Annotated in this window: 11 protein-coding genes; 3 read left to right on the top strand and 8 right to left on the bottom strand. The window is 47.7% G+C overall.

Going from position 1 to position 12063, the window contains the following annotated elements:
- Positions 1-2: 2 nt before the first annotated feature.
- Positions 3-1412, top strand: coding sequence for a hypothetical protein (locus MHI06_RS10590; RefSeq protein ID WP_340401434.1), 1410 nt, complete (start codon positions 3-5; stop codon positions 1410-1412).
- A 21-nt stretch (positions 1413-1433) separates the two neighbouring features.
- Here MHI06_RS10590 and MHI06_RS10585 read toward each other — a convergent pair whose 3' ends face one another.
- The 5 genes from MHI06_RS10585 to MHI06_RS10565 form a co-directional block, all read right to left on the bottom strand.
- Positions 1434-2018 carry a DUF4269 domain-containing protein gene (locus tag MHI06_RS10585; RefSeq protein ID WP_340401433.1) on the bottom strand — a complete coding sequence of 195 codons (585 nt, stop codon included), beginning with the start codon at positions 2016-2018 and terminating at the stop codon, positions 1434-1436.
- 20 nt (positions 2019-2038) lie between these two features.
- Complete coding sequence (locus MHI06_RS10580; protein WP_340401432.1) at positions 2039-2245, bottom strand: YwbE family protein; 207 nt, start codon at positions 2243-2245, stop codon at positions 2039-2041.
- A gap of 227 nt (positions 2246-2472) precedes the next feature.
- Entirely contained in the window at positions 2473-3261 is a 789-nt protein-coding gene (locus tag MHI06_RS10575; protein ID WP_340401431.1) for a polysaccharide deacetylase family protein, read from the bottom strand.
- Positions 3262-3327: 66 nt separating this feature from the next.
- Positions 3328-4266, bottom strand: a complete 939-nt coding sequence (locus tag MHI06_RS10570; RefSeq protein WP_340401430.1) for an aldo/keto reductase — start codon at positions 4264-4266, stop codon at positions 3328-3330.
- A 112-nt stretch (positions 4267-4378) separates the two neighbouring features.
- Complete coding sequence (locus tag MHI06_RS10565) at positions 4379-6403, bottom strand: Na+/H+ antiporter (RefSeq protein ID WP_340401429.1); 2025 nt, start codon at positions 6401-6403, stop codon at positions 4379-4381.
- Between the two features lie 214 nt (positions 6404-6617).
- Here MHI06_RS10565 and MHI06_RS10560 point away from each other — a divergent pair, with 214 nt between their 5' ends.
- Positions 6618-6917, top strand: coding sequence for a hypothetical protein (locus MHI06_RS10560; RefSeq protein ID WP_340401428.1), 300 nt, complete (start codon positions 6618-6620; stop codon positions 6915-6917).
- Between the two features lie 97 nt (positions 6918-7014).
- Here MHI06_RS10560 and MHI06_RS10555 read toward each other — a convergent pair whose 3' ends face one another.
- The gene (locus MHI06_RS10555) at positions 7015-7497 is read right to left on the bottom strand and encodes a MarR family transcriptional regulator (RefSeq protein WP_145319214.1); all 483 of its coding nucleotides are present in this window, start codon (positions 7495-7497) and stop codon (positions 7015-7017) included.
- Positions 7498-7767: 270 nt separating this feature from the next.
- Between MHI06_RS10555 and MHI06_RS10550 the strand changes: the two genes are divergently transcribed.
- Positions 7768-8883: an FAD-dependent monooxygenase gene (locus MHI06_RS10550; RefSeq protein ID WP_340401427.1), complete on the top strand. Its 1116-nt coding sequence runs from the start codon at positions 7768-7770 to the stop codon at positions 8881-8883.
- A gap of 113 nt (positions 8884-8996) precedes the next feature.
- On the opposite strand, the gene MHI06_RS10545 is transcribed toward MHI06_RS10550, so the two are convergent.
- Both MHI06_RS10545 and MHI06_RS10540 read right to left on the bottom strand, forming a co-directional pair.
- Positions 8997-9227, bottom strand: a complete 231-nt coding sequence (locus MHI06_RS10545) for a hypothetical protein (RefSeq protein WP_169478582.1) — start codon at positions 9225-9227, stop codon at positions 8997-8999.
- Positions 9228-9437: 210 nt separating this feature from the next.
- A complete protein-coding gene (locus tag MHI06_RS10540) occupies positions 9438-12014 on the bottom strand; it encodes a glycoside hydrolase family 2 protein (protein ID WP_340402089.1) in 2577 nt (858 codons plus the stop codon).
- Positions 12015-12063: the final 49 nt, after the last annotated feature.

Here is a 12063-nt window from a genome sequence, read left to right as displayed (position 1 = left end):
CGATGAATATTCAACTCACTTCGTTACACTATGTCTATCTGGCATTTATCGTCTTGATCATTGCCGTAATGATCCGGCGCAGGGACACCACCATCATCTGTGTCGCAGGTATTATGACCATTGGACTTCTGGCAACGGAAACCTTAAGCGGGTCAGTCTCTGGAATCTTCAGCAGTTTTATCTATGCGACGAAAGAATTACTAAGTACGATCTTCATCATCTCGATCATTGTGGCGATGAGCCGTGTTCTGATCAGAACTGGCATTAATGAGGTCATGGTGAAACCTGTCACCCGGTTTATCCGTTCTCCTCAAGTGGCATATTGGGGAATTGGACTGATCATGATGGTTGTATCGCTCTTTTTCTGGCCTTCTCCGGCCGTAGCTCTGGTTGGTGCTGTACTGCTTCCTGTAGCGGTGCGAGTGGGACTTCCTCCGATTGGAGCTGCCATTGCCATGAATCTGTTCGGACATGGGATTGCACTGTCGGGGGATTACATTATTCAAGGGGCTCCCAAACTTACGGCTGATGCGGCGGGTCTACCGGTTACTTCCGTCATGACGGCCAGCATACCTCTGGTCATTGTCATGGGAACGGTATCTACACTTACAGCCTTCTGGATGCTGCGCAAAGAGATGAAAGCAGGTACAGTGACAACGGAACCTTCATCCTCATCAGAGGCTGTGTCCACTTCTCTACCTGGCAATCTGCCTGTTGAACATCAAGCCATGTCACCTCGTTTGCAAAAAGCATTCGCTCTGCTTATCCCTCTGTTATTCGCAGTTGATGTGATTTTGATGTTTGTATTGAAGCTGCAAGGCGGTGACGCAACAGCACTGATTGGCGGGACGGCTGTGGTCATATTGATCGCCGTCACCCTTGCCGCACATCGACATGCGGGACCAGAGGAAACGACTAACTATTTAATAGAAGGATTTCAGTTCGGATTCAAAGTATTCGGGCCGGTTATTCCAATAGCCGCGTTCTTTTATCTGGGGGATGCTGCGATTACGGAGTTGTTCCACAATCCTCTTCCTGAAGGTTCACACGGGATTGTGAATGATCTCGGGGTTGCACTTGCTGGACTGGTGCCACTGAATGGTACAGTGGGAGCCATTACGATGACGGTGACCGGAGCGGTCACGGGCATGGATGGTTCGGGATTCTCGGGGATTTCCCTAGTTGGCTCGATTGCGTCCATGTTTGCAGGTTCGGCAGATTCGGCACCTGTGCTGACCGCACTGGGGCAGGTCTCAGCCATATGGGTAGGTGGGGGAACTTTGATTCCATGGGCATTGATTCCTGCTGCTGCGATCTGCGGAGTCAGTCCTTTTGAACTTGCAAGACGCAACCTGAAGCCTGTACTACTGGGACTCACGGTAACTACGATTGTAGCCATTTTTTTGATCTGACCAAAGGTTATGCTGAAGCGTTTATAAAGACGTGCGCGAACGCGCCCAGTTCCAGAGATCTTCACGTTTCATCTCTGCCAGATGCAGCATGTCCACATATGGATCTCCCTGTAGTCCAAGTACAGAAGCAAATGCAGGCTCCGTCTTCCACCCTGCCTGTTTCAGTCTGCGGATCTCACGGTGTCCCGCGTCTCCCCACAGTTGTAACAATCTCCACTCCACGAGCATATGTAGGTATGCATTCTGCCTGTTGACTGGCACGGATTGGGCAAAAATCTCCACAGGCCAATGTCCCACTTGCAAATTAAAAGTCACATAAGGACGTTGGTCTGGAAGATTCCCATCCCCACGAATACATCGAAACTCACCGACTGCTCCGATCTGATCATGCATCTCAGCTTCAAAGGCATCCAGATCCTCTACATAACACAGCAGATCCAGATCACTGCCTGGAACATCAATATTAATCGGTACCGTCCCCGCCGGATATGGGTGGTAGTCAGCTAATATATCTAGCAGTCCACTGCTCTTTAACACGCGGTATGCGTCCTGCTGACGTTCATTACCTGTAGCCAGATGAGCCAATACTTTTGCGGTAGTACTCATCTCCCCACCTTGGACCACAGTTAGTTCGAGCCTCCTACAATGACCTGTTTCACACGTCCCACTTGGCCGCTCGTCAGTCGTACTTTGATTCCGTGTGGATGCGTAGGTGACTTGGTTAACAGATCCTTAACAATGCCCCGTGTCAGCTTGCCTGTAGCTTGATCCTGCTTCAGCACAATGTCCACTTCCAGACCTGGTTTAATATTTACACGTTGTTGTCCATTCATTATGTTCGCTCTCCTCTATGTCGTTAATTCATATCTTGTACACTATATAACCCTTAAACACAAATCTTCATCTATTGTAGACGTTTTGGTTTCAAAACGAAAGCTATGCAGACAACAACCTCCTACTTCTGGTTCAACGTTTTATATGGGGCCACATGGAAACCAATATAAAGAAACCGCAGGTCTCTACATCTCGAGGCCTGCGGCTTTTGATTGAATTACCATGTTTAGGGCTGTACCTGCTTCAACAAAGACGAAGGTGAAGCTCCATCCTTCGCGGCTTCGCGTGCCTTCACAGCAAGTAGCTCAGACACCGTCACGAATTGGTACCCCTGCTGCTGCAGTTTAGGCAGAATCGTTTTGAGTGCTGCTACCGTATGCGACTTACCTTCCACCTTATCATGAAAAAGTACAATATCCCCATTACGTGCGTTTTTCAACACTTTGTTAACGATAGCCGATACACCTGGAGAAGCCCAGTCCCGTGTATCCTGATGCCAGGACCAGAGTACAATGGTATACCCTTTTTGTTTGGCAGCCTGAATGACCATGTCATTGTAGTAGCCGCCTGGTGGCCTGAACAACAGGGGACGCTCCGCCCCTGCTTCAATGATGGAATTTTCCGCTGCGTTCATATCCTTCATATACTTGTCCGCACCTGTTGACCGGACTGCATACGTGTGCGCATACGTATGATTGGCGATTTCATGCCCTTCGAGTTGCTCCTGCCTAATCAGTTCAGGAAATTTTTCTGCCCATTTGCCAAGTACAAAAAAGGTTCCTTTGGCTTGATATTGCTGGAGCAATGCCAAAATCTGCGGGGTCTGAATCGGATCTGGTCCATCATCAAACGTCAGGGCGATGAGTTTATCTTGTGTGGGAACCTCCCACACGATCTCTCCTCGCTCCTCATAATACTGACGGTTCTTCTGTACAGGCTTCGCATATGCAGAACTGCTGCCCAGCATAATAATCAGCGTGAACAATCCGATGAATCGGGCTGCCTTCAGGTTCATGTTGTGTCCTCACTTTGTCTTCATACGTAAACTCCCTGTTAGCATTTCCCGATTCACCTGAACTAATTAACGAAAGATCTGATCCACAACGGCGATTTCCTCAGCAGTTAGCTCTATATTCAATGTTTTCAGATTATTAATCACTTGCTCCGGTTTCTTGGCGCCCGGAATCAGTGCATCAATGGAAGGCTGGGTCAGGTACCAGGCCAGAACCAGATGAGCGACCTCAACATCCTTGGATTGTGCAATGCTGCGCAGTTGTTCTACTTTATCCAGATTTTCAATGAAAGCCTGACCTGTGAACAGCGGGTTCTTCGCCCGTCCATCCTGGAATGTGGTATCACGATTATATTTACCGCCCAGCAGTCCTGCTGCCAGAGGGAAGTAAGGAACAAAAGAAATGTCATGCTCAGCCGTATACGGCAACAGCTCTTTCTCCGCATCTCTTTTGAACAAATTATATTCAGATTGCAGTACGTCTACATGCCCGTCCTTATTGGCTTCACGCAACTGATCGATGGAGAAGTTGGATACACCAATGGCCCGAATTTTGCCAGCGTCTTTCAACCGTTTTAACGCATCTACTGCTTCATCCTTAGGCGTATGTTCATCCGGAAAGTGGATGTAGAACAGATCAATGTAATCGGTTTGCAGACGTTTCAACGCCTCATCTACAGCCGTTTTCAGGAAAGCAGGTGAGTTATCCACGACAATCTTGCCATCTACAAATTTATGGGCCGCCTTGGTTGCAATGATGGTATTCTGACGCTGACCGGTTTCCTTCAGTACCTCACCAATCAATCGTTCGGAATGCTCCGGTCCATAGATGTACGCCGTATCCACAAAGTTAATGCCTTGTTTCAAGGCTGTACGAACCACTTCCTTACCCGTCTCATCATTCAGCATGTCCGGATAGATATTATGTCCTCCTACTGCATTCGCACCCAGTCCAATGGGATTCACGATCAGATCCGTCTTGCCCAACCGAATTTGTTGTTCTGCCATGTCTCATCTCTCCTTCACTGATCGATATAAGTACATTTCTGTAATGATGCATGTTTCTTGTTACATATTATATCAAACCATTTAGCATATTTAAAATATCGGGTTTATCGGATTAAGTGTTTTTCAACGCAGTGGCTTCCACATCGTTGATAAACCGGCGTAGTTTCGCTGCCACATCACGATTAATTTCGCCGTTCTCATACAGTTGCTGCACCGTATTACGCTGTTCCTGAATCGCCACCATCTGCAATTCGAGCTTCTCCTGATTGAACGGATCTTCCGTTATGCCCTGGTTCCAGGTGCGCAATTTGGCAATCACCCGCTCATACTTCGCGATGACCGACAACGCTATCACTCGATTACCATCATTTATATGGGCACGGATGGCTTTAATTGCCGCTTCAGAGGTGCGCAGCTTCACCTGACGGAACAGTTCTGCATTTTCAAGCATGAAAGGTTGGCTTGGTTTCTGGGACCGATTGGTGAACAGATGTCCTAACACACGCCCAATCTCGCTGACCGAGGTCATGAATTGAGTATTGGTGCGATTCGCCAGCATCATTTCCTTGCGATCCAGCCAGCTGTCACATTTGAAGGCCGCATCAGAAGCAATCGCATTTTCGTCCAGCATCACTTCGATTTCTTTACGCTCCGCGCGGGTGGCGATCAGGTTGATAGCCGTTTCTTGTTTCTGAATATCTTTGCGTTTACCAGCGGTAAGCTGACCTGCGGCCTGCCTGATGTACTTGGACAAGTCGGAGACAACCGCCAGTGCTGCAGCTTTGTTCTCATCGTTCATTTCGGATTTTACAGCTCGTATTGCCGCATTCAGCATAATGTCATGTGCTTTCCGTTCTGACTTCTGCGGTGTTTCTTCTGTGGATTTACCATCATCCTTAGCCAGAACCGGAAGAAACACACTCGCGGCAATCAGGGAGAAGAGAATAACCCCTGCCGCCAGGAAAATAATAAGATCCCTTTCAGGGAAGGGCGATCCATCCTGAAGCACGTAGGGAATGGAAAAGGCACCCGCCAATGTCACAGCCCCACGCACGCCGGAGAGGGAAATAATCGTAATTTCCTTGAATCGCGGTCTGCCAATAGAGGATTTGGTCCGCAGCAATTCATTACCCTGCCAGAACAGATAGATCCAGAGAAAACGCAGAACCAGCAGAAGCACCGAGATTAGCCCCACATATCCCAATACTTGCAAGTTATTAAACGAAACATTTTCAAAAATGGTACTCAGTACATCCGGAACCTGTACGCCGAGAATGACGAACACCAGACCGTTCAGGATAAATAAAATGACAGACCATGTGCTCGCAGATACCACCTGCATCTTCAACTGAACCGATTCTGCGCGGTCACGCTCAATGGCGTGAATAATACCACCTGCTACGACCGCCAAAATGCCCGATACTCCAATCTCTTCACTCACCAGATAGATGACAAATGGAGTCAGGATTTGCAGCAGCATGTGAATGGTTACATCTTCCATGCCCAGCCTGCGAATCCACACCCCGAGCCTGATTAACAGAAAAGATAACAATGCCCCGACGAGAAGTCCGCCAATCGCAATCAGAATAAAACTGAAGGTTGCATTCGCCAGGGAAAATACACCTGTAACCGTGGCTGCAATCGCGAATTTGAAGGCCACGAGACCAGATGCATCATTCATTAATGCTTCACCCTCAAGAAGCCTATGTATGCCTTTGGGCAGATGTACCCGACCCGCCATGGCACCCACGGCCACCGCATCTGTCGGGGACAGTATGGCCGCAAGTGCAAATGCAGCGGGTAACGGAATTGTAGGAATCAGCCAGTGAATGGCATATCCCGCCACGACTACTGTCACGAATACAAGCCCTAGCGCAAGCAGAAGTATCGGTGCACGCAGATTCCATAACTCATTCCTTGGTGTTCGCTTACCATCGTTATATAACAATGGTGCGATGAAAAGCACAAAAAACAATTCCGGATTCAAAGGCAGATGAACACCTGCGGGAAGTAAAGCTATGGCTACACCGAGCACGATTTGAATGAGCGGAATGGGAATAAAGGGTACAAACCGGTTTAAAATATTGGATAAACCGATCAGGACCAATAACACAAGTACGGCAATAAATATTTCCATGATGACAATCCCTTTCCGCTATAGAAGTGGTGAAACCTTTGTTGTATAGGTTTATTTTAACATAATCCAGACTTTGTTATAAAAATGTTGTCATATTCATATACCCATTCAACTGGCTTCAGACCAGTTTTGATTAAAGATTTCTGATGGATTCTGTATATAAGATGTTACAATATGCTCAGGACAATACCCGTTTGGAAAGGAACTTGCATCTATGGCATTTGGAATTAAACGACAGGAGCTTGCTGCGTGGAAAGAACAAGTGGCTCGTGGTGAGATTGCCTACCTTACTCATTTCTGGATTGACAATCGATTCCCCGGCATTACCAGTGTCACCAAAGTCGGCTGCGCAGATCTGGAACGTCTGGAGCGATGGTGTAAAGATCATGGACTGAACCCGCGATACATTCATCGGCGGCAGCCATTTCCCCACTTTGACCTGATGGGCAGCAAGCAAAAGGAGATTTTGATCCAGGAAGGCTTGACGGATCATGTGTTTCGCTTTCATTTGTAAACCAACTCAAAAACGCCAGTCTTCAAGGTTCATCCCCCCGCAATTAGGGACGAACTCATGAGGACTGACGTCTTCGAACCATCAAGTCATATATGGACTACCGATGAATCTGTTCAAAAGACTTCATGTTCTCCAGCAATTTCAGCTCAATTTTCTTCAGCATGCCGAACATCTGCTGTTGCTCTTCCTCGGAAAGTGCTTGCAACAATTCCCATGTCATTCGGCCGCGATTCGCATTAAGTGTCTTGGCGAGCTGCGTACCCTCATCCGTTAGGGACAGCCACACAATTCTACGATCTTCTTCACTGCGCACACGCTGGATCAACCCTTCTGTTTCCAGTTGATTCAGTACAATGGTGGTTGCGCCGGAAGACAAACTGAGTTGTCTGGCCACATCCACCGCCATGCAGCGTTTTTCACGTAAAATCATGCCCAATATATGACTTTTTGTCGGATTCAGTTTGCAGTTGGTTTCGGTCTTCTGCTGCTGATCCAATACTTTATTTTTATATCTGAAGAAGGCCTCCAACAATTGATCTACATTTGCCAATTGAGAGTTTCGCTCCGTATCCGGGCTCATAAACGTTCCTCCTGCCTTTCATCATAACCTACCTTTTATTGTAACATATTTACACTATTATGTTTGTGAAAAATGCGCTTGTTTGGTATACCCTATACTTGACCGGAAGACTTGTGTTTTATTTTGACATACACCTATTGCTTTCTTGCGATGGGTTTGTTTATAATAATTTATACCTTTAAGTTACTTTTAGTTATTAAATAATTTTATTAAACCTGTTGTTATAAAGTAAATAAAGCGTCACCATTATATTGCAAGGGACTTATGCACATGAATCAGAATACACAATCTCAACTTAAAACAGATGTTTGCATCGTCGGTGCTGGTCCTGGCGGTGCTTTGCTTTCGTATTTACTGAATCAAAAAGGGATCTCCACAATTCTCATTGAGCGGCAACCGCACCTGCACAAGTCGTTTCGCGGGGAGTTACTCAATGGGGACGGCGAAGCGATCCTAAGTAAACATGGCCTCTATTCACTCATCCAGGAACGCGGAGCGCTACTCTTGGAGCAGATTCAGTATTGGGAAAATGGTCAGATTATTCATACGGTATCACCGGGTAATGGAGAATCCCATGTTGGTATTCATGTACCCCAAGACCATCTTCTGGAAGCCATCGTATCGCATGCTCAGCAGCACAACTCCAATGAACAAGTACTGTTTAATACCGTCATGACTGGCTTGCTACGAGACAAAAATGGCCAGACCGTTGGTATTAACATTCGGAAGAATGGCGTTCCTGCCTCCATCGAAGCATCCGTTATTGTGGGTGCAGATGGCAGATATTCTGCTGTACGCAAACATTCCGGTTTGACTCCCGAGATCCGCAAGCACGGGTATGACCTGTTATGGGCGCGCATTCCGGCACCCTCAGGATGGGAGCCAGCTGTTCGGATGGCCAGTATGGATGGGCAACAGCTTGCGCTGTTCTCCCAATTCGGCGGTTATGTTCAGATCGGATGGAACATTCCCGAGGGAGCATACTCCAAGCTGCGACAGCAACCGATTGCTCCATTTGTAGATAAACTTGTATCCGCATTTCCTTGCCTGTCTGATTCTGTAGCTGCCAACATTCAGAGCTGGAGTGATTTTGTTCTGTTATCTGTCGAAAGCAGCTATTGCCAATCGTGGGCACAGGATAATGTAGTACTCATCGGCGATGCCGCTCATACGATGACGCCAACCGGTGCGTTTGGATTGAATGCAGCGCTCGAAGATGCAGACGTGCTCTCGGAGCTGATTGTTCGGATGGCTGCGGATCAATTCGAGTCCAATGCACAACTTCAGGAACTTCAGACGATTCGCGGGGCAAAAGTTCAACAGCAACTTGCGAGACAAGTAGAGATGGAATCTTCTTTCCAGCAGCGTTATGAATCCTTTCTTTAAAGCCCATTAAACCGGATATATGCCTGAATGCTCAAACAGCCGATCACTTCCTCAAGAGAAGAATCGGCTGTTTGGCTTGTGGGAACTCTTTTTTATGTAATCCATAACCTTCTTCATTTTCGTTTGCGTGGAGCAAATGAGTCTTCTCTGGGAGCCTCTTCTTGCCCAGTATCAACGCCCTTCTGATTGGACAGCAAGCCTTCTTTTTCATATATCGCTTTCTCCAGATTGCTTAAGCGGCGCAGTACTTGTTTGCTCTTACGAACAATATATACAATACCAATGATCAACAGAATCAGCACCAGAATGAATATAATCATCTCCGGAAAAAAGATAAATGACATGAATTCACCTCCTTTGAGAATGATTTCTCTATAATATTCTAACCTTAATGTACCAAGATGTGAACCCGACTGGAAGTTTCGCTTGTGGTGTAGGAAAAAAACAGCCTGACACGACGACGGTATCTCCTCACTTGGTCCAAAAGTAAAAAGGTGGCATCCCTGATCAGGGATACCACCTTAAACCTTGAATAAGAATCGACGTCTGTTATGTCACCCTTCTCTACCGTTCATGGCACTAACACGAAGTTCCGTCAGCGGCAGAGACGACTGCTCTGGATGACGAAGTCTCACTGTTCGACTCTCACCAGGGAGCAGATCAAAATAATTGTCACTGAATCTCACACGTCCAAGGGGAAGTTCCAGCTTCACCAATCGTGCTATCGCACCACTGGCCGTAACCGTTACAGACTGTTCCTCTTCGTTCACATGTACACTCAATTGAGACTCTGGCAATGTCACATCCTTAGGATCACGCAAGAAGTACCGATTGATTGGCGCCGCAAACTCTTCGGATACCAACTCAATCATCACTTCCTCCGCACGTCTGCCCTGTAGCACCTCTGCTTCAGTTAATTCAGCAATACACAATGAGGATTGTGAACTTACTTCAACAGTATGTGTGCTGGAATAGATCCTCTCTCCATGCAATTCATAGACATTGAGCCGCAGCTGCCCTTTCAAGACGTCACGTGTATCGTTCACGACCCACAACGCAAGCGGCTCACCCGCCTCATGTTCCAATGACAACAGGACAGGATGAAAGAATATTTTCCCATAGTAAAAGGATGCCTTCGGCAACAGTTCATAGTCGATCATGGACCAGCTTGTCCCCGGCCAACTATCGTTCAATTGCCACACGAGCGCACCGCTATTACGATGATTGATTCGCCGGAAATGTTCAATCCCATAGCGCAATCCTTCTGCCTGTGTCAGCATGGAATAGTTCATGTACTCTTCTATATTTTGCGGGATGCCTGTGTAACCCTCCATCAGCAGAATACCTTTCTGGTGATTGGTATCCTTGTTACGGTAGGCCATCTCCGGACTGCCCCAGTAAAACTGCCCTGCGGGCATATTTTTCTCCAGCGTGTAACGATTGGCCGAGGCATGCATACCGAACTCACTGCTGAACAATGCATGATCGTTTTTGTAATTTTTGAACGTCACACCTTCAATGCTATAGTCAAGCAGCGGCGGCTCTCCGTGCTTCCTCGGATAGACCGACCCGTGCCATACCTGCCAGTTGTGACGATCCCCGACATCCGGATCATTGGCATCCTGACCATTGCTGTCCCCGAACGGCGAAGAAGGCCAGTATGGACGAGGAAGATCCAGTCGTTCCAGCACCTCAGGGATCAGCTCATGATAGATCAGTTCACCGTAGAACGGGCTGGTGATATCTCCACTTGCCGACTTCATATCATAGAGCCAGTCTATCTCATTATTACCACACCAGATGGCAAGAGAGGCACGATTGCGCAGGCGCAGGACATTATTTTCAACCTCTTGCCGTACATTGTCCATGAAATCACGATTGAAATCCGGGAACAGCGCATTCGCGAATGCAAAATCCTGCCACACCAACACCCCTTGCCGATCACACTCATCGTAGAAGACATCCTTCTCATATATACCACCGGCCCAGACACGCAGCATGTTCATATGCCCTTCCACCGACAGTTCGACAAGCTCACGATATCGGGAGTTCGGGATGGCGCCAATCAGATGATCAGCCGGAATCCAGTTGGCTCCCTTGGCGTAGATCTTGACTCCGTTCAGGATAAAAGCAAATGCATCTTCACCCCGTTCATTGTGAAGAGCCAGCTCAATCGTTCGTAAACCATAAGGCTCGCTATAACGATCCACCTCAACGCCATCTGCATGCAATGTAACCTCCAGTGTATACAGGTATGGCTCACCCAGATCATGAGTCCACCATAACTGTGGTGACATAACATTCAATGTGGTATCCGCTTTGCCTCCCTCTACGGGTAGTTCAGTGGCACATGCCACCTCCATACCGCTACGATCCAGTAGACGAACATTACAGGACGCAACCACAGCCTGCTCTCGCTTCTGTCTGCTACGGAAAGACAAGACGGATTTCACATCTGCCGTGACACGCAAAACAGCCATCTCAGTGCTGACTGATTCCGTTCGAGCATACACACTTTCCAGCTTGGTGATTGTTCGTTTTTCCAGCCTTACCGCACCCCAGATCCCCACCGTAACCATACGTGGCCCCCAGTCCCAGCCAAAGTTCATCGCCGCTTTACGCAACCATGGCCGTTCCTTCGTATACGAGGACCAGTCGAAGGTCTCTTTGTCCCGGTGATGCAGGTGAAGCGGATCAAACTTGACAGCAATCGCATTCCAGCCGCTACGTACCAGAGACGTTACATCAAATGTATGTGACATGAGCATATTGGCCGTTCTTCCAACTTCATGGCCGTTCACGTAGACCGTTGCAAACGTATCCAATCCTTCGAACACCAGTTCCAAATGCTCCTCCGTCTCTGCATCTCTGACCAGATTGAAGGTTGTGCGGTACCACCATTCCTTCTGCTCGATCCAGCGACTTTTGGCATCATTATGTCCGTAGTAGGGCGGGTCGATGATACTGCGCTCCACCAGTGCAGAGTGTACATCACCTGGCACGTCAGCCCCAATCCAGAAGCGATCATCCAGTGCAGCAGCTGCCACATCCATTGCCCGCTTCTCTCCAACTTCGAAATGCTGTATCTTCCATTGTCCTGATAAATCCTGACTTGAACTATGGATCTTCATCATTACACCCTCACTCCCCAAGAGCCCTGAGTTAATACCACATCGAAAA

Source organism: Paenibacillus sp. FSL H8-0079 (genome assembly GCF_037991315.1).
In the GTDB taxonomy this organism is placed as follows: domain Bacteria; phylum Bacillota; class Bacilli; order Paenibacillales; family Paenibacillaceae; genus Paenibacillus.
Note: the sequence above shows the minus strand (reverse complement) of the source record. Positions and strands in the feature narration are given on the sequence as shown.

Coding starts and splice junctions, on each gene's coding strand:
- MHI06_RS10590 (WP_340401434.1), top strand. CDS start 3: ATGAATATTCAACTCACTTCGTTACACTATGTCTATCTGGCATTTATC.
- MHI06_RS10585 (WP_340401433.1), bottom strand. CDS start 2,018: ATGAGTACTACCGCAAAAGTATTGGCTCATCTGGCTACAGGTAATGAA.
- MHI06_RS10580 (WP_340401432.1), bottom strand. CDS start 2,245: ATGAATGGACAACAACGTGTAAATATTAAACCAGGTCTGGAAGTGGAC.
- MHI06_RS10575 (WP_340401431.1), bottom strand. CDS start 3,261: ATGAACCTGAAGGCAGCCCGATTCATCGGATTGTTCACGCTGATTATT.
- MHI06_RS10570 (WP_340401430.1), bottom strand. CDS start 4,266: ATGGCAGAACAACAAATTCGGTTGGGCAAGACGGATCTGATCGTGAAT.
- MHI06_RS10565 (WP_340401429.1), bottom strand. CDS start 6,403: ATGGAAATATTTATTGCCGTACTTGTGTTATTGGTCCTGATCGGTTTA.
- MHI06_RS10560 (WP_340401428.1), top strand. CDS start 6,618: ATGGCATTTGGAATTAAACGACAGGAGCTTGCTGCGTGGAAAGAACAA.
- MHI06_RS10555 (WP_145319214.1), bottom strand. CDS start 7,497: ATGAGCCCGGATACGGAGCGAAACTCTCAATTGGCAAATGTAGATCAA.
- MHI06_RS10550 (WP_340401427.1), top strand. CDS start 7,768: ATGAATCAGAATACACAATCTCAACTTAAAACAGATGTTTGCATCGTC.
- MHI06_RS10545 (WP_169478582.1), bottom strand. CDS start 9,227: ATGTCATTTATCTTTTTTCCGGAGATGATTATATTCATTCTGGTGCTG.
- MHI06_RS10540 (WP_340402089.1), bottom strand. CDS start 12,014: ATGAAGATCCATAGTTCAAGTCAGGATTTATCAGGACAATGGAAGATA.